Source organism: Arthrobacter sp. CG_A4 (genome assembly GCF_035985125.1).
In the GTDB taxonomy this organism is placed as follows: Bacteria; Actinomycetota; Actinomycetes; order Actinomycetales; family Micrococcaceae; genus Arthrobacter.
The window spans coordinates 45130-67896 of record NZ_JAXCID010000021.1; the positions used below are offsets into that span (position 1 = coordinate 45130).

General features: G+C 68.2%; 14 protein-coding genes, 2 tRNA genes and 1 pseudogene. 10 read left to right on the forward strand and 7 right to left on the reverse strand.

What is annotated here, in order from left to right; all coding sequences use genetic code 11:
• Positions 1 to 105: 105 nt before the first annotated feature.
• Together RCH07_RS10715 and RCH07_RS10720 are read right to left on the reverse strand one after the other, a co-directional pair.
• Positions 106 to 642, reverse strand: a complete 537-nt coding sequence (locus RCH07_RS10715; protein WP_326967455.1) for a PadR family transcriptional regulator — start codon at positions 640 to 642, stop codon at positions 106 to 108.
• Positions 643 to 784: 142 nt separating this feature from the next.
• The gene (locus RCH07_RS10720) at positions 785 to 1768 is read right to left on the reverse strand and encodes an NAD(P)H-quinone oxidoreductase (protein ID WP_326967456.1); all 984 of its coding nucleotides are present in this window, start codon (positions 1766 to 1768) and stop codon (positions 785 to 787) included.
• A gap of 162 nt (positions 1769 to 1930) precedes the next feature.
• On the opposite strand from RCH07_RS10720, the gene RCH07_RS10725 reads away from it, so the two are divergent.
• Positions 1931 to 2018, forward strand: a tRNA-Ser gene (locus tag RCH07_RS10725).
• A 208-nt stretch (positions 2019 to 2226) separates the two neighbouring features.
• Here RCH07_RS10725 and RCH07_RS10730 read toward each other — a convergent pair.
• The 3 genes from RCH07_RS10730 to RCH07_RS10740 form a co-directional block, all read right to left on the reverse strand.
• Positions 2227 to 3174 (reverse strand): endonuclease domain-containing protein, encoded by a 948-nt coding sequence (locus RCH07_RS10730; protein WP_326967457.1) that lies wholly within the window; start codon positions 3172 to 3174, stop codon positions 2227 to 2229.
• A 207-nt stretch (positions 3175 to 3381) separates the two neighbouring features.
• Positions 3382 to 3519: a hypothetical protein gene (locus RCH07_RS10735; RefSeq protein ID WP_326967458.1), complete on the reverse strand. Its 138-nt coding sequence runs from the start codon at positions 3517 to 3519 to the stop codon at positions 3382 to 3384.
• A gap of 213 nt (positions 3520 to 3732) precedes the next feature.
• Positions 3733 to 4275 (reverse strand): GNAT family N-acetyltransferase, encoded by a 543-nt coding sequence (locus RCH07_RS10740; protein WP_326967459.1) that lies wholly within the window; start codon positions 4273 to 4275, stop codon positions 3733 to 3735.
• A gap of 181 nt (positions 4276 to 4456) precedes the next feature.
• Between RCH07_RS10740 and RCH07_RS10745 the strand changes: the two are divergent.
• Positions 4457 to 4588: pseudogene (locus tag RCH07_RS10745) on the forward strand (AAA family ATPase); the annotation flags it as partial.
• 548 nt (positions 4589 to 5136) lie between these two features.
• Complete coding sequence (locus tag RCH07_RS10750) at positions 5137 to 9705, forward strand: ExeM/NucH family extracellular endonuclease (protein WP_326967460.1); 4569 nt, start codon at positions 5137 to 5139, stop codon at positions 9703 to 9705.
• Positions 9706 to 9831: 126 nt separating this feature from the next.
• Here the strand turns inward: RCH07_RS10750 and RCH07_RS10755 are convergent, their stop codons facing one another.
• Positions 9832 to 11865 carry an FAD/NAD(P)-binding protein gene (locus RCH07_RS10755; RefSeq protein ID WP_326967461.1) on the reverse strand — a complete coding sequence of 678 codons (2034 nt, stop codon included), beginning with the start codon at positions 11863 to 11865 and terminating at the stop codon, positions 9832 to 9834.
• 86 nt (positions 11866 to 11951) lie between these two features.
• Between RCH07_RS10755 and RCH07_RS10760 the strand changes: the two genes are divergently transcribed.
• From RCH07_RS10760 to RCH07_RS10770, 3 genes are all read left to right on the forward strand, one after another.
• Entirely contained in the window at positions 11952 to 14300 is a 2349-nt protein-coding gene (locus tag RCH07_RS10760; protein ID WP_326967462.1) for a prolyl oligopeptidase family serine peptidase, read from the forward strand.
• A gap of 144 nt (positions 14301 to 14444) precedes the next feature.
• Positions 14445 to 14532 (forward strand) — tRNA-Ser (locus tag RCH07_RS10765).
• A 177-nt stretch (positions 14533 to 14709) separates the two neighbouring features.
• Positions 14710 to 16353 (forward strand): phytoene desaturase family protein, encoded by a 1644-nt coding sequence (locus RCH07_RS10770; RefSeq protein WP_326967463.1) that lies wholly within the window; start codon positions 14710 to 14712, stop codon positions 16351 to 16353.
• Positions 16354 to 16501: 148 nt separating this feature from the next.
• Here the strand turns inward: RCH07_RS10770 and RCH07_RS10775 are convergent, their stop codons facing one another.
• Entirely contained in the window at positions 16502 to 18703 is a 2202-nt protein-coding gene (locus RCH07_RS10775; protein ID WP_326967464.1) for a RecQ family ATP-dependent DNA helicase, read from the reverse strand.
• 117 nt (positions 18704 to 18820) lie between these two features.
• Here RCH07_RS10775 and RCH07_RS10780 point away from each other — a divergent pair, with 117 nt between their 5' ends.
• The 4 genes from RCH07_RS10780 (at position 18821) to RCH07_RS10795 (ending at position 22573) form a co-directional block, all read left to right on the forward strand.
• Positions 18821 to 20239 (forward strand): phosphomannomutase/phosphoglucomutase, encoded by a 1419-nt coding sequence (locus RCH07_RS10780; protein ID WP_326967465.1) that lies wholly within the window; start codon positions 18821 to 18823, stop codon positions 20237 to 20239.
• A 50-nt stretch (positions 20240 to 20289) separates the two neighbouring features.
• Positions 20290 to 20760 (forward strand): hypothetical protein, encoded by a 471-nt coding sequence (locus tag RCH07_RS10785; RefSeq protein ID WP_326967466.1) that lies wholly within the window; start codon positions 20290 to 20292, stop codon positions 20758 to 20760.
• 20 nt (positions 20761 to 20780) lie between these two features.
• A complete protein-coding gene (locus RCH07_RS10790; protein ID WP_326967467.1) occupies positions 20781 to 21230 on the forward strand; it encodes an RrF2 family transcriptional regulator in 450 nt (149 codons plus the stop codon).
• Between the two features lie 182 nt (positions 21231 to 21412).
• Positions 21413 to 22573 carry a globin domain-containing protein gene (locus tag RCH07_RS10795; protein WP_326967468.1) on the forward strand — a complete coding sequence of 387 codons (1161 nt, stop codon included), beginning with the start codon at positions 21413 to 21415 and terminating at the stop codon, positions 22571 to 22573.
• The last annotated feature ends 194 nt before the right edge of the window (positions 22574 to 22767 follow it).

Consider the following 22767-nt stretch of genomic DNA (forward strand, 5'->3'; position numbering starts at 1 on the left):
GGTATGGCTTTGCGCCAGGCGGTACGGGGGCAGCGATGAACGGTCACAGCGAACGGCGGGAGCGGCGCCCGCTGGTGTCACCCGGGAGGCGGCCGGTTTCGCCGGTCAGACCGGCGGGTTGGCGAGCTGCATCAGCCGGGCTTCGCAGAGATCCAGCCAGCGGACCTCGGCTTCGGTCTGGAAGATCAGCGAATCCAGCACCAGGAGCCGCGCGGTGTCGGCCGGCCGCTGGTGGGCGGCGGTGTCGCGACGGGCCTTCGTGTAGTCCTGCAGCGCACGGATGGAGACGGTGCGCTGGGCCTGGATGGCGGCGCCGACGTCAACCCCGGGAAGCGTCAGGCCGAGCGCGAGCTTGATGGCCAGCTCGTTGCGCGGCGGGTTGCTGCGGGGAACCGGCGACGTAAACCAGTCCCGGACTTCGGCCTGGCCCGCCTCGGTGATGCTGTAGATGACGTGGCCCTCGCCGTCGGCCTCATCCTTGCGGACCAGGCCGTCACGTTCCAGGCGGTCAAGGGTGGTGTAGACCTGCCCGATGTTGAGCGGCCAGGCCGACCCTGTGCGGTCCTGGAATTCACCCCATAGCTGATAACCGTAGCGGGGCCGGTCCTGCAGCAGTGCGAGGATGCTCTGGCGGATAGACATGGGGCTCCCGGCGTTAGCGGAACGACAGCATACACGCGCCCCAAGACGCGTGTATACCGCGTATGGAATTACAGTACCGTCATTTGGGCTCCCGAAGTAATCGGCGTATGCCCTATCGGGTATATGTGCCCGTACGCCGGGGCTACATCACCAGCAGGATCTTGCCGACGTGGTCGCCGCCGTCGAAATACCGGTGCGCGGCGCGGACTTGGTCCAGCGGGAAGGTCTTGGCCACGAGCGGGCGGATCCGCCCGTCGGCCAGCAGCGGCCACACCGCGTCACGAACGGCGTCCATGATGACCGTCTTTTCCTCGACCGGCCGGGGGCGCAGGGCGGTGGCGATGATCGCGGCCCTTTTACTGAGCAGTCTGCCCAGGTCCAGCTCGCCCTTGGCGCCGCCCTGCAGCCCGATCACCACGAGCCGCCCGTAGTCGGCCAGGGCATCCACGTTCTGAGTGAGGTATTTGGCTCCGACGACGTCGAGGATGACGTCGGCGCCCTTGCCGCCGTTCTGCGCGCGCAGGCTCTCCGGGAAGGCTTCCTCGGCATAGTTGATCGCGATGTCCGCGCCGAGGAAGGCGATGGCGGTGCCGACCTTCTCCGCCGTACCCGCCGTCGTGGCCACGCGGGCGCCGAAGGCCTTCGCAAGCTGGATGGCCATGGTGCCGATGCCGCCCGTGGCGCCGTGGATGAGTACAGTCTCGCCCGGCTGCAGCTGCGCGGTCATGATCAGGTTCGAATAGACCGTGGCGGAAACCTCCGGCAGGGAGGCGGCGGTGACCAGATCGACGCCGTCGGGAATCCGCAGGACCTGCCCGGCCGGGACAACCACCTGCTCGGCGTAGCCGCCGCCGGCCAGCAGGGCAACGACCTTCTCCCCAACCGTGAACGGCCTGGTGACACCGGGACCGAAGCCCGCGATCCTGCCGGAAACCTCCAGCCCGGGAACCTCGGAAGCCCCGGGCGGTGGAGGGTAGAAGCCCCGGCGTTGTTGGACGTCCGCGCGGTTGAGCCCCGCGGCGACGACGTCGATCAGCACTTCGCCGGGGCCGGGCACCGGGGCCGCAACCTCGCGGATCTCCAGGGCCTCGGGCCCGCCGGGCTTGGAGATGTAAACAGCCTTCATGGAGAACTCCCGATTTTCTAACGTACTTGGTGCAGGGATGCTCCTGCGGCACACCACGTCCGGCGGCACCTCATCCCAGCGTAAGTGGAGTAGCCGTGCCCGTCCGCGAGCGCCGCCGCGTTTTTTGTGGCTGCCCACCGGCTATGGAACACTACTCGTTAGGGAAGGTTGTCCGAGCGGCCGATGGAGCTGGTCTTGAAAACCAGTGTGCGGTAACCCCGTACCAAGAGTTCGAATCTCTTACCTTCCGCGACGAATGCCCCCGGCTCCTGCGCCTGCCGCAGCGCCGGGGGCATTTTGCGTTCCGTAGCTGCACTAATGCCGTCCCCGGGCGCGGCCGGGAATAGTAGGGCGCGCGGACCTTCGCCGCGCGGGCAGTTCAGGGCGGATACGGTCCGATTATTCGCCCTGAACTGCCCCCGCGGCGCCATACCGACGCAGCGAGCGCCTTCGCCTGTTCATCCGGGCCAGCCCTGCGCCCGCAAGGCCTGCCGGACCCGCATCAGCACCCAGCCCTCGCCGTTCCTGACGTCTAGCGTGTTGATCACCAGCTGCCCCCACCCTGCACCGAAGGTTCGTGCGTTCCGCAGCGCATCGGACCGCTGCTGGGCCGGTGTCAGGTGGTGGCCGCCGTCGTACTCCACCGCCAGGCGGTATTCCGGGCAGGCGAGGTCCACCCACAGCGGCGCACCGTGGCGGTCCAGCAGGATGAAATTCGGCTCGAAGGCCGGCAGGGCGGAGCGCCCGAAGAGTAAGCGGAGCCGGGTTTCCGGAGGGGAGTCGACGCCGACGCGAACCAGGCCGAGTGCCTTCCGGAGCAGCCGGAGGCCGGCTACCGCGTGTTGCCGCTCGGCGAAGTCCAGCAGCTCAGGCAAGGGAACCCGCGCGGTTCTTGGGTGCCGCGAGCGCGTATGTTCACACACCAGGTCGTCGGCTATGACCACGAGGTCCTCTAGGCTCATGACCCCGGTCCCGGCCAGGTCCAGCAGCGTCCGCGGCATGGAGGTGACCGGGACGCCGTCGAGGATGACGATGTGGTCCGGCGCGAGCGGGGAACGGTGGCCGATGACCCCTTTCCGGCGGGGCGCGGCGGTACCGCTGCGGGTCAGGTCGAGCAGCCTGGCCGACGGCGGCAGCCGCCTGGACGCCAGCTGACTGGGAAGCTTGAAGGAGTGGACTTCGGCAGCGGAAAAGAAGCTGACGGTGTCCGGCGTTCCGAGCCGGGTGTACGGCCGGGCCCTGGCGAGGAGGGTCTGCTCCCGGGCGACAGGCACGCGGATGCCGCGGCTGGGAACGTGGAGATCCTTGGCCTTGGCCCGCCAGGGAGAGATGCCGCCCAGCCTGGCTTCGCCGATAGTGAAGGAGCCTGCGGCGAGGTCCGCCGGCAGTGGTTTCGCAGTCGCCATCCGCCCATTAGGCCACAGGACGGGCCGGGACGCGTCGGGTTATCCACAGCCTGCGGACTCCGGCGATTGGTGGCGGCATTCTGTTACCGCTTTGTGGCGCGAGTCTCCGATGGGCCTGCCCCACCTCCCGGGGCGGGGAGACGATGCGTCGTGGCACCGCGATGGGACGCAGTAGGCGGCGGATAAATGGATGGCATGGTGATCTCTTCACCCTTCATGATCAGCCTGTCCGGGGCCGATGAAGCCGTGCTGTCCGCCCGCGCGGTGTTTGCCCGGACCCCGTTCCGTGACGTTCTCCGTGCACGGGTCGTGCTCCTCGCCGAGGATCACTGCCTCAGTGCCCATGCGGCTGACCCAAAAGCTCACGGGCGAATGCCGTCCGGTCCTCCGCTGCTCAGCCGTCCCGGTTCCAAGGAATCGGGACGCGCACGCCGGACGTCCGACAATGTCATGTTCAGGAGTCTGAAGCGTGCAGCGGTATTCGGCGGTGTTCTGCAATCGCCAATTCGCGGGTCATGGTCAAAGCGGAGCTCTGGCAGCTTGGCTGAGCTGGACCCTTCAGTCGTGCAGGATCAGCTGGTAGAGGTTGTGGTCCTGCCATTCTCCGGCAATCTGCAGGTATCGCGGGGCCATACCAACTTGCTGGAATCCGGCCTTCTGAAGCACCCGCTGCGAGCCAACGTTGTGCCGAAGTGTGCTCGCCTCGATGCGGTGCAGTCCGAGTTCATCGCGGGCCAAGTCGACTATCCTCTGGACCGCAGCAGACGCCAGCCCGCGGCCTGCATAGTCGCTGTCCATCCAGTACCCCAGCCCGGCGTTCTGGAACGGACCGCGCACGACTCCGGCGACGTTGAATCGACCGACGAGTGTATCGCCGGCAAACAGGCCGAGCGGATACCCCTCCCGGGCTTCATGCGCAGCGAGGCGGTTGGCAATGTCAGAAGCCTGCCAAGCCTCGGTGTAATACTCCTCGGGCCGGACTGGCTCCCAGTGTGAAAGGTATGACCGGTTGCGCACGTATGCGGCGGCAAGCGCTCCCGCATCGCTCAGGTGCAGTACGCGCATGCTGACGCTCTCGCTAAGTTGATGCGATTCAATCATCGGTCAACATTAGTCCGAATCGCCGATTCCATTCACGCTCGTCCGGCCGATCAGCGACCCCACTGGGCAAGGTCTGATAAGCCTGCCCCCATGTCCTGAGTTCCGAAAAGCTGGGAGCACACCCGCGCTTCCCAGGCCGCCTCGGCTTCTCCCGGGCAATCGCCGCAAATCGAATGCATCAACCCGCGGCAATTTCCGGCTCCTCGAGCGGCTGTTCCCTCAAATCACCCGCGTCCTGAAATCCAACCAGCTCGAAACCATCATCGACGACGTCATAGAAGCTGCCGCGAGCATCCTCGTCATCGGGGAGTAGCCTTCGTCGCTCGGGCAGATCAGGGCGGATGCCGGGTGCTGATTCGCCCTGATCTGCCCGCGCGCTGCGGCTGCGGCTGCGGCTGCGGCGAGGGTGGCCCGCGCGCTGCGGTTTCGAAGTCATCGCCGAACACCTCGTTCCGGCCGGGCAGACCCGAAAACCCGAGAAATCTTCAGCAAAAACTGAGGAAACACTTCAAGAGAATTGCTGCTAGACATACCGGACAGCCCGTTCCGCTTCGGATACCGGCCGGTATTCTGTTGGAATGCCCGGAGCCTGAGCGGCCGCGCATAGTTCTACTGACGCAGGTCAGAAGCTCCGCCAACACCGTCTCCGGGGTCGCCGTTGGGGTCTCCGTGCCGGCTGTGACACGTTCCGCTGGGGGACGTCTCGCCGAATGCACGCGCAGTACACACCGCGTTCATTCAACTCTGTTTTGCTGTGCCGGAAACTGCTTGACCAGGAGCAAAGACCGGCCGGTCCGCGGGTACCACCCGGACACAATCCACCCAGCCCTTACCCGGGCATCCTAATGAGAGTTAGAGCGGATGAAACACATACCTTGGAAAACAGCGCTGGGCACAGCGCTGTCCGCGGCGCTCGTCGCGGCGCCGCTGGCAGCAGTGCCGGCGTTTGCCGTGGAGGTCTCCCCGGCAGCGGCCGGCACATCGCCGGTCATCATCAACGAGGCCTACCTCAGCGGCGGCAGCGCCGGAGCGGCCTTCAAGAGCAAGTTCGTGGAACTGTACAACTCCTCGGACGCCGCGGTATCGCTGGACGGCTGGTCCCTCCAGTACCGTTCGGCCGCCGGCACGGCCGCCCCCGGAAACGTGGTTCCACTGACCGGCAGTATTGCCGCCAAGGGATTCTACCTCATCAAGGCCGCCGGAAACTCCCCGGCATCCACGGCCCCGGATCTGCCGGCGGCAGATCTGGACGCAGGAACCAAGTTCGCCCCCAGCGGCACCACCGGCACCATCGTGCTCGCCGAGCAGGCCACCGCCGTCAGCCCGTTGGCCACCGGCTCGGTCATCGAGCCCGCCGGCGTCGCTGATCTGCTCGGTTACGGCAGCTCCAACACCTTCGAAACCCAGGCGGCAGAGGCGCCGTCGAGCACCACCGACGTCAAGAGCATCAACCGCAGCAACGGTCCGGACGGCAACAACAACTCCGCGGACTTCGCGCTTAACGCGACGATCACCCCCAAGGCCCCCAACGGGGCAGCCGCCCCGGTTGACCCGCCCGTCGATCCCGGCCCGGTCAGCCCGCCTGCAGTCAAGACCATCGCCGATATCCAGGGCACCGGGACCGCCAGCCCGTTCGTCGGATCCAACGTCACCACCCGCGGCAGGGTCACCGCCACGTTCCCCACCGGCGGATTCTCGGGCTACTACATCCAGACACCGGGCACCGGCGGCGATCTGACGCCGGCCAACCACACGGCGTCGGACGCTGTCTTCGTCTTCTCGGCTGCCACGGCCGGTTCCGTCCAGATCGGCGACTACGTCGAAGTGACCGGCACCGTCAGCGAATTCTTCGACATGACCCAAGTGACGGTGGCCGCTGCAGCGGACTTCAAGAAACTCACCGAGGCCGCACCGGAGGTCAAGGCCACCGGTTTCGCCCTCCCGGCCGAGGAAGCCTTCCGCGAATCCCTCGAAGGCATGCTGCTGACCCCGCAGGGGCCCGTGACCGTCTCCGACAACTACTCGCTGAACCAGTACGGCGAGATCGGCCTGGCCGGCGGAACCACCCCGCTGGAGCAGCCCACCGCCGTCGCACCGTTCGGCTCCGCCGAATACACCGCTACCGTTGCCGCTAACGCCGCACGTGGCATCAAGCTCGACGACGGCGCCACCACCAACTTCCTCAGGGACGCCGAAACCAAGGCCCAGGTGCTGCCCTACCTCACGACGTCGGATCCCGTCCGGGTCGGTGTGCCGGTGAGCTTCAAGACCAACGTGGTGCTCAGCTACGCGAACAAGTCCTGGAAATTCCAGCCGCTGACCCACCTGACCCCCGCCAACGCGGACGCCGTCCAGCCGGCAGGCTTCGGCCCCACCACCCGCACGGAGGCTCCCGCTGCCGTCGGCGGCAACCTGAAGATCGCCTCGTTCAACGTGCTCAACTACTTCCCCACCACCGGGGACACGCTCACGGGCTGCAGCTACTACACGGACCGCGTCGGAAACCCGATCACCGTCCGCAGCGGCTGCGACGCCCGCGGCGCCGCCAACGCCGAAAATCTCCAGCGCCAGCAGGACAAGATCGTGGCCGCCATCACCCAGTCCGGCGCCGACGTCGTATCCCTCATGGAGATCGAGAACTCGGCAAAATTCGGTAAGAACCGTGACGATGCCCTGGCCAAGCTGGTCGATTCCCTGAACATCGCTACACCGGGAATCTGGGATTACGTCCGCACGCCCGCCAACGCACCTCCGCTGGCCGACGAGGACATGATCCGCACCGCCTTCATCTTCAAGAAGTCCGCAGCGGAGCCGGTGGGCGAGTCCATCATCCACAACGACACCGTCGCTTTCGCGAATGCCCGCAAGCCGCTGGCCCAGGTCTTTAAGCCGGTCGGCGCCGCCGATGACAAGACGTTCATCGCGGTCGCCAACCACTTCAAGTCCAAGGGCTCGGCCGCCACACCGGACGACACCGACAAGGGACAGGGCAACTCCAACCTCGCCCGCACCGCGCAGGCCAAGTCCCTGCTCGCCTTCTCCAACGACCTGCAGGCGTCCAAGGGCACCGACAAGGTCTTCCTGATCGGCGACTTCAACGCCTATGCCAAGGAAGACCCGATCAATGTCTTTACGTCCGCGGGCTACATCAACCAGGACGAGAAGGCCAGGAACGCCGACGGGTCCGCGAAACACTCCTACCTCTTCGGCGGGATGGCGGGCTCACTGGACCACATCCTCGCCTCACCGGGCGCCAACACCGTCGTCACCGGCGCGGACATCTGGAACATCAACTCCGTGGAGTCCGTCGCCCTGGAGTACAGCCGCTACAACAACAATGTGACCAACTACTACGCTCCGGACCAGTTCCGGGCCAGTGACCACGATCCGGTGGTGGTGGGACTGAACCTGCCGGTCACCCCCGCCAGCGTTGAGCTGAACCTCCTCGGCATCAACGATTTCCACGGCCGCATCGATTCCAACACCGTGTTCTTCGCGGGAACCATCGAGAAGCTGCGCGCCGCGGCTGCCCCCGGCGCCACGGCCTTCCTCTCCGCCGGCGACAACATCGGCGCCTCGCTGTTCGCCTCCGCCGTCGCCAAGGACCAGCCGACCATCGACGTGCTGAACGCCCTCGAGCTGCGGACCTCGGCCGTGGGCAACCATGAGTTCGACGGCGGCTGGGCGGACCTGCGTGACCGCGTCATCGCGGGCGGGGCCAGCGCCAAGTTCCCGTACCTTGGCGCCAACGTCTACAAGAAGGGCACCACCGAGCCGGTCCTGCCGGAATATACCGTGCTCGACATGAACGGCGTCAAGGTCGCCGTGATCGGCACTGTCACCCAGGAAGTGCCCTCGCTGGTCACCCCCGCAGGCATCGCCGACCTCGAGTTCGGCGACGCCGTCGACGCCGTCAACCGGGTTGCCGCGAAGATCAAGGCGGGCAAGCTCGCCGACGTGATCATTGTGGCGAACCACGACGGCGCCGGTTCCGGCGCGCCCGAAGGCTCCACCCTGGCGCAGGAAGTCGCCGCCGGCGGCCCCTTCGCCAAGATGGTCACCGGGGTCACCCCGGATGTCGCCGCCATCTTCAACGGCCACACCCACAAGCAGTACTCCTGGGACGCTCCGGTCCCCGGCGTTGAAGGCAAGACCCGCCCCATCGTCCAGACCGGCAACTACGGCGAGTTCATCGGCCAGATCCAGCTGACCATCGACACTAAGACCATGTCGGTGACCGGCTACAAGGCCGGCAACGTCAAGCGCACCACCTCCGCGGACCAGCCGGCAGCGGACCTCGTGGCGAAATACCCGCGGGTCGCCGCCGTCAAAACCATCGTGGATAAGGCCCTGGCCGACGCGGCCGTGGTCGGCAACCAGCCGGTCGGAAAGGTGACCGCGGATATCACCACCGCCTTCACCCCCGCCACCGCCACCACACCGGCCTCACGCGATGACCGCGGCAGCGAATCCACCCTGGGCAACCTCGTCGCGGATTCGCTCGTGGATTCGCTCAAGGCTCCGGATCTCGGCGCTGCCGAGATCGGCGTCGTCAACCCGGGCGGCCTGCGCAACGAGCTGTACTACACGCCGGACGGAACCATCAGCTACGCGGAGGCCAACGCGGTCCTGCCGTTTGTGAACAACCTGTGGACCACGTCGCTGACCGGTGCGCAGTTCAAGACGCTCCTGGAGCAGCAGTGGCAGACCAACCCGGACGGCACGGTCCCCAGCCGCGCGTACCAGCAGCTGGGCCTGTCCAAGAACGTCAACTACACCTACGACGCCGCCCGCGCCGCCGGTGACCGGATCACCTCGATCCGGATCAACGGCGCGGTGATCGACCCCGCGAAGTCCTACCGGATCGGTACGTTCAACTTCCTGGCAACAGGGGGCGATAACTTCCGCATCTTCAAGTCCGGCACCGGAATCAAGGACTCGGGGCTGGTGGACCGTGACGCGTGGATCAAGTACCTGCAGGCCAACAACCCGGTCTCGCCGGACTTCGCGCGCCGCTCCGTGGCCGTCGTCAACACCACCGCCGCCGAGGTCAAGCGCGGGGAGTCCATCACCCTGGCCCTCTCCAAGCTGGACCTCACGTCGCTGGGCAGCCCGGCCAACACCTCGCTGCGCGCCGAATTCGCGGATGCCAAGGGCGCCGTCACAGCGCTGGGCACGGTACCGGTTTCCGCCGGTGCGGCCGCAGTGAGCGTGTTGGTTCCCGCCGGTGCCGCCGCCGGCACGGGCACGCTGGTGCTCACCGCCGTCGAATCCGGCACCGTGGTGAAAGCAGAGGTCAAGGTCGCCGCCAGCACCCCGGTCCCGCCGACGTGCACCGCGCCGGTTCCGCCGAAGAAGTGGTACGACTTCAAGGGCTGGATCAAGTACACGATCGCCTGGTTCCAGTACCAGAAATGCCTCAGGGGCTAGTTTCTTAGCCCTTGCGGCCCCGCACCGGTGAGCATGCCCTCCCCCGGGCTGCAGCGCTGGACATATAGCCCATATGTCCGTCGCTCAGCCCGGACGGAGGGCATGCTCATTTTTGGTGGGGCGTGATCAGCGGGACTCTTGGCCAAGGATGGCGCGGGCAATCTCGTCGGCGTCACGCAGGGTCCGCTGGCCGCTGCGGTAGACGGGTCCGTCCTTCTGCCGGGCTTCGGCCGCGATGGCGGTCCCCCATTGCGTGGCGGAAAGCTGCAGCCCGAGGGCGTAGAGGCCGTCCGTTACCGAGCCGTTCGCGCCCAGCGGCCGGTACGGGTGGGGAGCGATGTCCAGGCCGGAGGTCTGCACCGGGGTGCCTTCCGCGGTCATCATGAGGCGCGCGCGCACCAGCCCCTCGGCGAGCAGCTGTTCGAGCAGTGGTGACTCGTTGACTGCCAACCGGTTGGCCGGGGCGAGCGCCTCGATCATGGCCACGGCCGCCACGGCATGGTCGTGCGGGTCGGCATGGTCGTGCGGGTCGGCTTCCGCGCAGCCGGACCGGCCCGCGCCGCCGCCGCCGCCGCCGCCGACCCACGGGGACACCGCGGTGAACGTCCCGGCCTTGCGGTCCACACCGAATCTGGGGTCCGGTCCCACAAAGCGGACGACGCCGGCCCGCACCAGGGCGGCGAGCTGTTCGGCACGAAGCGCGGGCGGTCCGCTGGCGAGGCCTTCGACAAACGATTCGAACCAGCCGCGGAGCCCGGCCACCCAGGACTCGTCAGTGATGCCGCCGTCCGCCACGGCGGTCTTGAGTACGGCGCGGCCATGGTGCAGGGCGCCGATGGCCATCTTCACCGGGTCATCCTCCCCGAGTGCGGAACGCCGGGCGTCATCGAGCAGATACTCCACGACGGCGGCGTCCAGTTCGGCCCGGGAAGCGAAGGACCGCCCGGCGAGGGGCGCCGCCAGCCCCAGCAGGTCCAGCCGGTACGCGGCGCGGACGTGCACCTCGATCACGGAATCCACGCCGTCCGCCCATTTGGCCGTGGTGTGCGCGTGCGGGTGCAGGGACTCCTCCAGAGCCCGCAGGAATTCGTGCGGGCCAGTGCGGATCGCGCCCGGCTGCGAGCGCACCAGTGTTGAGTAGTAGGCCCAGAGGGCGTCGCGGTGCAGGAGCGGCCACAGATCGTGGTCGAAGGCCGGCCGGATCCCCGCCGCGGCGAACTTCGCCAGCGCACTCTCGGTGAAGTAGCGCAGCGTCACGGCCGCGGGGTAGTACCCGGCCAGGGTGGCCTTGGCCCGGTACGGGGTGCCGCGGCGCGAGGCGGCGATGATGAGCGGTTCGCGGCCGGAGGGGAGGTAGCTGAGGCCGCCGTCGTCCCCGGCCACGAAGCGCCCGCCGCGGCCCTCGGTCAGCTGGCCCATGGCGTCGAAGAAGTTCAGGCCCATGCCGCGCACCAGCACGGGTTTGACCGCCGGCACGCGGGACCAGTCGACGTCGGCCGGGGCCGCCGGCGGCAGGTACAGCAGCCCGAGCTCCTCCGCGGCGGAGCGCAGCTCCCGCTGTTCCGGGTTCAGCCGGGATTCAAGGTGTCCCAGGGCCAGCACCACGGCGTTGACGGTGAGCACCGCGCCGTCCGCAAGTTCGACGTCGAAGACCGTTCGCCCGTCCTCCCCCGCGGCAGCAGCATGCCGGACTGACGCCGCCGTCGTCGGATGGAAGACGACAGTGACGCCGGCGGGCAGGCGGCCCATCAGCTCCTCGACGGTGGAGCGGAGGTAGCGCCCGTACAGGGCGCGGCTGGGGAAGTCCGCGGAGCCCAGCCCGGCGAGCTCGGCGCGTTCCTCTGCGTTCAGCGAAGGATGCGGGGTCTGCTGCTGGAGTTCGCGCCAGCGGTCAAAGGTGTGGCCGGCCAGCGGCGGCGCAAGGTCGGGGTCCTCGGGGATCACCGTGGGATAGAAGGACTGTGTGTTCATCAGGTACAGCCGGGACTGGCCGGGCTGCCAGACGTGCCCCGGGCCCGCGGGGTAGGGATCCACCACGTCGATGTGCAGGGTGTCGTCGGGGCCGGCCGGGGCCCAGTTGGCGAGCATCCGCTCCAGCACGCTGGTGCCCCGGGGGCCGGCGCCGATCAGTGCCGTCCGGATGCTCTGCGATTTGCCCACGGCATCCAGAGTATCCGCATGCGGCCCGCGCACCGGACGGGCGGCTTGACTTGCTACCGGTACGCAGATGTTGCTTGGATGGGAAAATGACCACCACTGAAGCTGCTCACCCGTCCGCGTCCGGCCACCCTTCCGGCAACGCCGCGGATCAGGAAACCGCCCCCGAACCCGTAGACGAGAACAGCTGGCTGGAGGACATCTACGGCGGACAGCAGCTGGCCTGGGTCCGTGAACAGAACGCCCGCACCGAGGATCTGCTTGAGGACGCGGAGTACGCCGGGCTTGAGGGCCGGATCCTGGAGGTCCTCGACTCCACCGACCGGATCGCCATGGTGGGCAAGCACGGGGAGTGGTACTACAACTTCTGGAAGGATCAGCAGAACCCCAAGGGACTGTGGCGCCGGACGGGCTGGGAGAGCTACCGGGGCGGATCCCCCGCATGGGAAACGCTGCTGGATGTGGACGCACTGGCCGTCGCGGAAGGTGAGGAATGGGTCTTCCACGGCGCCAGCTTCCTCCGCCCGGCCGACGGCGGGCCGCACCGGCTGGCGCTGCTGGCCCTCTCCCCCGACGGCGGCGACGCGAACCGGTACCGGGAGTTCGACGTCGGGTCCCGCAGCTTTGTGGACCCCGCCGCCGGCGGCTTTGACCTCCCGACGGCGAAGGGCAACGCTTCCTGGCTGGACGAAGACACCCTGCTGGTGGCCAGCACGGCACAGGGGCTTCCCAGCACCACGTCGTCCTATGCCCGGACCGCCGTGAAGCTGCGGCGCGGCGGCTCCCTGGCCTCGGCTGAGCGGCTGTTCGAAATCCCCGCGGACCACATGATGGCGCTCGTGGCCCACGACTCCACCCCCGGCTTCGAGCGGACCTTCGCCGTGGACTGGATCAGCTTCTTCGAGAAGAGCACCTCGGTGCTGCGCGACGGAGAGTGGGTGCAGTTCGACGTGCCCGCGGACGTGAACCTGAGCTCGCACCGCGAATGGCTGCTGTTCCGGCCGCAGCAGGACTGGACCGTCAACGGCACGACGTACCCGGCGGGCTCGCTCCTCATGGCCGATTTTGAGGCCTTCCTGGCTGGCGGCCGGGAGCTGTCCGTGCTGTTCACCCCGGATTCCCACACCTCCCTGCAGTCCTGGAGCTGGACGCGGGACTTCCTGCTGCTGAATCTGCTCCGCGACGTCTCCTCGGAGATCCGGGTTCTCGATCCGCAGCGCCCCGGCACGGACACCGCCTGGGCCTCCACCGCCTTGGACGCCTGCCCGCCGCTGCACGATGTCACTGCCTACGCGGTGGATGACGAAGACGACGCCGGGGACTCCGGTGACGACGGCACCCATGACGACGGCACCGGCGACGACGGCACTTACGGGTCCGCTTCGGTGTCCGAGGCCGGGGCCCCCGGCGCGGGAAACGACTTCTGGCTTGTGGCCACCGGATTCACCACACCAAGCACACTCACCCGGGGCACGCTCACCCGTACCGGCCGCACCGGAACTGGCACCGGAAGTGGCAGCCGGGCTGGCAGCGGCGTGGCCAGCTCGCATGAGGTGATCCGGACCTCGCCGTCGTTCTTCAACGAAGCGGACTACGAGGTCCAGCAGCACTTCGCGGTGTCGAAGGACGGCACCCGTGTGCCGTACTTCCAGGTAGCGTCCCGCGACCTCGCGCTGGACGGCCAGAACCCCACCCAGCTCTCCGGCTATGGCGGCTTCGAGATCTCCCGGACCCCGGCCTACAGCGGCGCGATCGGCCGCGCCTGGCTGGAACGGCGTACCGCGGAATCGGCCGGCCACGAGGAGAACGCCCCGCACAGCCGCGGCGGTGTCTACGTGGTCGCCAACATCCGCGGCGGCGGCGAATACGGGCCGTCCTGGCACCGCGCCGCGCTGCAGGAGAAACGGCACAAGGCCTACGAGGACTTCGCTGCCGTGGCCCGGGACCTGATCTCCCGCGGCGTCACCTCGCGCGAGCGGCTGGGCTGCGTGGGCGGCTCCAACGGCGGACTGCTGGTCGGCAACATGCTCACCCAGTACCCCGAGCTCTTCGGCGCCGTATCCTGCGGGGTGCCGCTGCTGGACATGCGCAGGTATACAAAGCTGTCCGCCGGGCACTCCTGGATCGCCGAATACGGCGACCCGGACGTGCCCGGGCAGTGGGATTTCATCAGGACGTTCTCGCCGTACCACCTGCTCCGGGACGGCGCGGACTATCCGGAGACGTTTATCTGGACGGCAACATCGGACGACCGTGTGGGTCCTGTCCAGGCCCGGAAGATGGCCGCCCGGATGCAGGCGATGGGCATCCCCAATGTCTGGTTCCATGAGGCACTCGAGGGCGGCCATTCGGGGGCTTCGGACAATCGCCAGGCCGCGGCCCTGCAGAGCCGCAGCCAGCACTTCCTGTGGCGTGCGCTGGCCGGCCGCGGAGCCTGAGCCCGGACCGCCCGCAGCTAAGCAACGCGGGGTCACTTCGGGCCCATCCGGCGGCCCGGCATGGGCGCGATGTGACCCCGCGTTGGCCGTTTTGCGCTGCATGCCCCCTTCTGCGTATTCTTGGTGGGCTGGTTATCAGCAAATGGAGACGTGCCAGAGCGGCCGAATGGGCTTCACTGCTAATGAAGTGTGGGGCAAAACTCCACCGGGGGTTCAAATCCCCCCGTCTCCGCGTTTGGCCCCGGTCCCTGGACCGGGGCCTTTTGCGTGTCCGGGTTGTATCGCCGGACCGCTTCCCTGGGAGTCCCTGGCGCCGCGCGGGCAGATCAGGGCGGATCGGCGGCGCGCATTCGCCCTGATCTGCCTCCGCGGCGTGGCACTCGCCCCGGCCGGATGGCAGGATAGGCCCATGCGGACCAACCCCAAGTCGAGCACCAGCGCGTTTGACGCGATCATCGTCGGCGGCGGCCACAACGGCCTGGCCGCGGCAGCGTACCTGTCAAAGGCCGGCCGCAAGGTCCTGCTGCTGGAGAAGCTCGAGCACCCCGGCGGTGCCGCAGTGTCAGCCCAGGCGTTCGACGGCGTCGACGCCCGCCTTTCGCGCTACTCCTACCTCGTGAGCCTCCTGCCGCAGCAGATCGTCGACGACCTCGGCCTGCAGATCCGGCTGGCACGGCGCCGCTATTCGTCCTATACCCCGGACCCGAAGAACGGCAGCCGGGCCCTGCTGATCGACAACGAGGATGCCGCCGCCACCGCCGCGTCCTTTGCCGCCGTCGGCACTCCCGACGACGAATTCCGCGCCTTCACCGAGTTCTACGCCGGGTGCCGCCAACTCACCGAGGCCCTCTGGCCCACCATGACCGCGCCGCTGCGGACCCGGTCCGAGGCCCGCGCGCTGGCAGTCCTGGCCGGGGCGGCTGACGCCTGGGAGGCAGTGATCGAACAGCCTATCGGTAAGGTGATAGCCGATCAGTTGCAGCACGATCTGCTCCGCGGCGTGGTCCTGACCGATGCGTTGATCGGCACCTTCGCCCGGGCGGACGATGAAGACCTCCAGCAGAACATCTGCTTCCTCTACCACCTGATCGGCGGCGGAACAGGCGACTGGGACGTTCCCATCGGCGGCATGGGCGCGGTGTCCGGGGAACTGGAACGCGCCGCCCGGGAGGCCGGCACAACCATCCGGACGTCCACGGACGTCACGGCGGTCCGGCCGGGCGGGGTGGTCGAATACCGCTACGACGGCGCGGACCATACGGCCACAGGGCAGTGGGTCCTCGCCAACGTGGCGCCGGTGGTGCTTGACCGGCTCCGGAACTCCGGCGCCCCGGCAGACTCCCCGGTGCGGCGCACCACCCAGAACCCCAACCATCTGCGCGAGGGCGCCCAGGTCAAGGTGAACCTGCTGCTCAGGAGGCTTCCCCGGCTGCTGGATGAAACCGTGAGTCCGGAAGCGGCCTTCGGCGGGACGTTCCACATCAATGAAGCCTGGTCCCAGCTCGACGCCGCCTACCTCAGTGCTGCTGCCGGCACCGTGCCCGATCCGCTGCCGTGCGAAATCTACTGCCATTCCCTCACCGACCCCAGCATCCTCTCCCCGGAACTCCAGGCCTCCGGGGCCCACACCCTCACGGTCTTCGGACTGCATGTCCCGGACCGGCTGATCACGGCGGACAACAACGAGGAACGGCGCGCGGAGCTTCAGTCCGCCGTGCTGAAGTCGCTGAACTCGGTGCTGGCCGAACCCGTCGAGGAGCTGTTGCTGACCGGCCCGGACGGCCGGCCCTGCATCGAAACCAAGACCACCCTCGACATCGAGCGGGCCGTCGGCATGCCCCGGGGCAACATCTTCCACGGCGGACTCGACTGGCCCTTCGTGGAGGACGATGCTCCGCTGGACACCCCGGCACTGCGGTGGGGCGTGGCGACCGATGACCCGCGTATCCTGCTCTGCGGCTCCGGGGCGCGGCGCGGGGGTGCCGTCAGCGCCATCGGCGGGCACAACGCGGCGATGGCGGTGCTGGAATCAGACCCGGCGCCGGGTTCCTGAGCACCATGCCCGGTCAGGGCCTTCCCGCTGCCGGGGCCCAGCTCAATGCGGGCCAAGCCCAGCGCGGGCGAATCCTGGCTCAGCCCAGCCCGGCCCAGCTCAATGCGGGCCCAGCCCAGCGCGGGCGCGGTCTGGCTCAGTGCCGGGCTCAGCCGGCCTGGCCAAGCACCAGCGGCAGCACCGCCCCGGCGCCCGCGAGCCTGAGGGCCCGTCCGGCGACGGTCACGGTCCAGCGGCTGTCAACCAGGTCGTCGATGAGCATCACGGCCTGTCCCCGGATGCCGGCCAGGGCCGCTTCCAGTTCCGGTCCCACCACGAGCCGGTCCCAGACCCCGGCAAGCCGGTAGGCGCTGTTTCCGCCGCGCCCGCCGGTCGGTCCGCCGTGTTCGAGCTGGAGCTGGCCCAGGTACGGGATCCGGCCGATCTCCGAGATGCCGCGCGCCAGCGAATCAACGAGCGCCGGTTTACTGCGCGACGGGATGCTGATAATTGCTGCGGGACGGCCTGCCCCGCTCCAGCCCGGTGTGCGTGCGTCTCCGGTGCCCCACTCGCGCAGAACCTGGACGCAGGCCTGCAGCATGCCGTGATCCACCGTGCGGTCCGGTGCTCCGGCGGCGAAGGATTCGCGCAGCGCACCACCCCAGCCAAGGTCCGTGAGCCGCGCCAGCGCCCGGCCGTTGGCGAGGCTTTCCTCGGGCTTGATCTTGCCCTTCACCGGGACACCCAGGCGGTCCATGCCGCTGGGCCACTGCAGCCGCGGTTCCAGCGGCACGCCGGCGCGGCTCAGCGTCTTGCCGGCGGCCTGCGTGGCGGAGGCGGAGATATCCGCCGGGAACCACTGGCCGGAGCAATTATCGCAGCGGCCGCAGGCGTGCGCGGTCTCGTCGTCCAGGACCGAGGTGATGTATTCCATCCGGCAGCCCGCGGTGTCCTGGTAGATCACCATGGAGTCCTGCTCGTCCACCCGGGCCTCGGCGATCCGGCTGTAGCGCTCGGCGTCGTAGCTCCACGGCTGGCCGGTGGAGCGCCAGCCGCCGCCGACGCGTTCCACTGCCCCGTCCACGGCCAGTACCTTCAGCAGCAGCTCCAGCGGGGTCCGGCGCAGGTCAACCCGCGCTTCGAGTGCCACCGTGGACACAGCGGCGCCCGCTTCGGCGAGGGCCGTCAAAACGGCGGCGGCTTTTTCTTCGGAGGGCATCGACGCCGTGGCGAAGTACTGCCAGATGTCGCGGTCCTCGGAGCCGGGAAGCAGGAGCACATCGGCGTTGGCGGCGCCGCGGCCGGCACGACCTACCTGTTGGTAGTACGCCACCGGCGAGGACGGCGCGCCCAGGTGCACCACGAAGCCGAGGTCCGGCTTGTCGAATCCCATGCCGAGGGCGGACGTGGCCACGAGGGCCTTGACCTGGTTGTCTTTGAGGAGCTGCTCGGCGCGTTCCCGGTCCGCCGGGTCGGTGCGGCCGGTGTAGGCGAGCACCTCGTGCCCTGCCTCAGCCAGCAGCCGTGCGGTGTCCTCGGCCGCGGACACGGTGAGGGTGTAGATGATGCCGCTGCCGGGCAGATCGGAAAGGTGCGTGAGCAGCCAGCCGAGCCGGTCGCGGGAGTCGGGCAGGGTCAGCACGCCCAGGCGGAGCGACTCACGGCCCAGGGCGCCGCGGATGGTGAGCACGCCCGTGCCCAGCTGTTCCTCGATGTCGTGGACCACCCGGGAGTTGGCGGTGGCGGTGGTGGCCAGCACAGGAACAGAATCCGGCAACTGCGTGATCAGATCCGCGATGCGCCGGTAGTCCGGGCGGAAGTCGTGCCCCCAGTCCGAGATGCAGTGGGCCTCATCGATGACCAGGAGTCCGGTGCGGCGGATCAGTTCGGGCAGCTGGTTTTCGCGGAAGGACGGGTTGGTGAGTCGTTCCGGTGACACGAGCAGGACGTCGACTTCGTCGGCCGCGAGCTGTTCGCGGACGGTGTCCCAGTCCAGCTGGTTGGCGGAATTGATGGCCACGGCGCGGACCCCGGCCCGGGCGGCGGCCGCCACCTGGTCGCGCATGAGGGCCAGCAAGGGGGACACGATCAGGGTGGGTCCGGCTCCGCGGCGGCGCAGGAGCAGGGAGGAGACAAAGTACACGGCCGATTTTCCCCAGCCGGTGCGCTGCACTACGAGGGCCCGCCGGCCGCCGTCGACCAGCGCCTCTATGGCCTCAAACTGGCCGTCGTGGAACTCCGCGCCGGGGTGCCCCACCAGCTCCCGCAGCACGTCCTGGGCCTGTTCCCGTGTCCCGGCAACCCCGGCGGAACCGGAGGCCTGAGCGGGCATGGATGCGGGAAGGACGGCAGCGTTCAGGTTATTGGCCATTGATTCAGTATCCCAGCCACCTCCGCCAGCAGCGAAGCCCGGTGCCCGGACATGTGGACAATCACACCGGCACTGCTCCCCCACAGGGCAGGACGGCTTCAACGTACGATAGGAGGCGTGACTACGGAAAAGACAAAAACTTTTGACCTCTCGGCCTCCTTCAAGGCCTACGACGTGCGCGGCATTGTGGGCGAATCCATCACCGCCGAAATCGTCGAGGCAGTCGGGGCCGCGTTCGTCGACGTCCTGCACCTCGAGGGACAGACGGTGCTGGTGGGCGGCGATATGCGCCCCTCCTCCCCCGAGTTCAGCAAGGCCTTTGCCAGCGGAGCCGCCCGCCGAGGCGCCAACGTCCAGCTGCTCGACCTGATCTCCACTGACGAGCTGTACTACGCCTGCGGCGCCCTCAACGCGGCTGGAGCCACTTTCACTGCCAGCCATAACCCGGCCGAATACAACGGCATCAAGATGGCCAAGGCCGGCGCCGTCCCGATCTCCTCCGAAACCGGGCTCGTGGAGATCCAGGCCCTCGCCGAGCAGTACCTCAATGCCGGGTCTATCCCTGCCGCCGCCAACCGGGGGCTCATCGGCGTGCACGACGTCCTGAAGGACTACGCCGAGTACCTGCGCAGCCTCGTGGACCTCCGCGGCACCCGCCCGCTCAAGGTGGTGGTGGACGCCGGCAACGGGATGGCCGGGCTCACCACGCCCGCCGTGCTGGGCGACACCCTGCTGCCCAAGCTGCCGCTGGAGATCATCCCGCTGTACTTCGAGCTCGACGGCTCGTTCCCGAACCACCCCGCCAACCCGCTCGAACCGGAGAACCTGCGCGACCTGCAGGCCGCCGTCGTCAAGCACGGCGCGGACATCGGGCTGGCGTTCGACGGCGACGCGGACCGCTGCTTCGTGATCGACGAAAAGGGCGACGCCGTCTCCCCCTCGGCCATCACCGGCATGGTGGCCCGCCGCGAGATCGCCCGCGCCCAGGGCCGCGGCGAGGAGAACCCCACCGTCATCCACAACCTGCTGACCTCCCGCGCCGTCCCCGAGCTTGTGGAACGCCACGGCGGCCGGGCGGTCCGCACCCGCGTGGGCCACTCCTTCATCAAGGCCGTGATGGCTGCTGAAGGCGCCATCTTTGGCGGCGAGCACTCGGCCCACTTCTACTTCCGTGACTTCTGGAACGCAGACACCGGCATGCTCGCGGCGATGCACGTACTGGCGGCCCTCGGCGAGCAGGACGGGCCGCTCTCCGAGCTCGGACGCGAATACGAACCCTATAGGTCCTCGGGGGAGATTAACTCCGAAATCGAGGACAAGGCCGCGGCCGTCGAGCGGGTCCGGCGCGTTTTTCAGACCGACGACGTCGAGGTGGACCACCTGGACGGCAGCACCTTCATCGCTAACAACGGCAGCTTCTGGTTCAATCTGCGGCCCTCCAACACTGAGCCGTTCCTCCGCCTCAACGTTGAAGCCACCGACACCGCCACGATGGAGCGCGTCCGCGACCGCGTCCTGGCGCTGGTCCGGGGCTAAGCCGGATGTCAGGAGCAACGTCCAAAAAGCCCTCGGAAATGTCCCCGGAAATGACCGAACCTCCCGCTGGCTCCTGGCGCGGCTCGGTCCCCGAGTCCAGCGCCACCGATCTGGAGAACCTGCTCGGCACCGGAGTCGGCGCCGCCCAGGAACAGCTGGAGCGCAACGGCGGTTTCCTGCCGTTCGCCCTCGTGGTGGAGAACGACGGCGAGGTCCGGCTGGTGGCCGTGACCCCCGCTGACGCGGCCGAGGGTACCGACGCGGACTTCGATGCCGATTCGATGATCGGCGACCTCACCGAACTGCTGCGCCAGCACCGGGACGAGTTCCGTGCCGCCGCCGTCGTCTGCGACATCACGCTGCTTGAGGAAGACTCGGACGCCATCCATGTGGCCGCCGAACACCGCGACGGTTCGCTGTTCGCCGCGGTCCTGCCCTACGCGGCGAACACCGCGACGCGCGGGCTGGAGTTCGGCGAGCTCTCAGCCGATACGAACGAGCCCGGCGTCTGGGTGGACTAGACCGGCCGTAAACTGGTGAGATGAAGATCAACGCCTTCGCGGATGTCAGCCTGCGCGCCATGATGGTGCTCGCGGCCGCTCCCGACGGCGGCCTCCTCACCACCCAGAGCATCGCCGACGCCGTCGCAACGCCGTACAACCACGTCAGCAAGGCGATGGCAAAGCTGCGCGAACTGGGCATGGTCGACGTCGAACGCGGCCGCCGCGGCGGCTCCCGGCTCAGCAGCGCCGGCCGGCAGGCCACAGTGGGCAGGCTCCTGCGCCAACTGGACACCCGGGCCGACCCGGCGGACTGCGTCAGCGCCGCCGGTGCATGTCCGCTGATCAACGAATGCCGCCTCCGCGGCGCCCTGTCCCGCGCCCGGGAGGCCTTCTACAGCGAACTGGACGACATCGTCGTCGCATCCCTGCCGACATCGCGGCAGATGTCCCCGGTATTCGAGGCGATCGGGCTGCGCCCCGGCCTCTAACCGGACCCGGATCGCCGGAGCCGGGCCTCCCGTTCGCCCAGCCCGCCACGCCCGGGAAGTCCGCCGATTTGTACAACTTTTCTACTCCCTGTAGAACTGAAGTATAAATACTCGTATTTCAAATGCAGGTATTTTCATCGGTCCGGCAGCAGACCCACCGGGCCCCTATCTCAGGAGTCAGCATGCTCTCGGACAAATCCTTCCCCGTCATCGAGGCCACCCTGCCGCTGGTCGGTTCCCGGATCGGGCACATCACGCCGAACTTTTACGCCCGGATGTTCGCCGCCCACCCGGAACTGATGGACGGGCTCTTCAGCCGCTCCAACCAACGCTCCGGCAACCAGCAGCAGGCCCTGGCCGGAAGCATCGCAGCTTTCGCCAGTCACCTGGTCAGCAACCCCGGCACCCTGCCGGAGACCGTGCTCTCCCGCATCGCGCACCGCCACGCCTCCCTCGGCATCACCGAACCGCAGTACCAGGTGGTCTATGAGCACCTTTTCGCCGCCATCGCCGAGGACCTGGCCGAGGTCATCACCCCGGAAATCGCCGAAGCCTGGACCGAGGTCTACTGGCTGATGGCGGACGCGCTGATCAAAATCGAGAAGGGGCTTTACGCCGCGCAGGCCAACGGCGTGATGTGGAGCCCTTGGAAGGTCGCCGCCAAGGCCCCCGCCGGCACGGGCTCCATGACTTTCACCCTGGAACCGGCCGACGACACCCCCATCACCCCCGCCCTTCCGGGCCAGTACGTCAGCGTCAAGGTCGCCCTGCCGGACGGACTCCGCCAAGTCCGGCAGTACTCCCTCTCCGGCAACGCCGGCACCAGCCGCAGCTTCACCACCAAGATCGACGACGGCGGCGAGGTCTCCCCCGTGCTGCACAACAGCGTTGAGGTTGGCGACCTGCTCGAGATCTCCAACCCTTATGGCGAGATCACCCTCAAAGAAGGCGACAGCCCCGTGGTCCTGGCCTCGGCCGGCATCGGCTGCACGCCCACCGCATCCATCCTGCGCTCCCTCGCCGAGTCCGGCTCGGACCGCCAGGTCCTGGTCCTGCACGCGGAAAGCGACCTGGAGTCCTGGGCACTGCGCTCCCAGATGACGGACGACGTCGAACGCCTGGACGGCGCCGACCTCCAGCTCTGGCTTGAGCGCCCGGAAGCCGGCGCCAGGCAGGGCTTTATGTCGCTGCGTGAGGTCGACCTGCCTGCCAACGCCTCGCTCTACTTGTGCGGTCCGCTGCCCTTTATGAAGAGCATCCGCAATGAGGCCATCAACGCAGGCATCCCGGCCACGAAGATCCACTACGAGGTCTTCGGCCCGGACATCTGGCTCGCCAGCTGAGGTACTCATCGATTGCTCCGCAACGGCCCTTATGAGGGCTCAATAGGGCCGTTGCGGAGCAATCGATGAGAGTACGACGGCGGGCCCCCCCCCAGGGCCCCGGGGGGGGGCGCCCGGGGGGGTTTTAAGGGCGCCACACGGGCGCCCCAGGGTACTTAAGGGCGGCGCAAAACGCGCCCCCCGGCCCCGGGGGC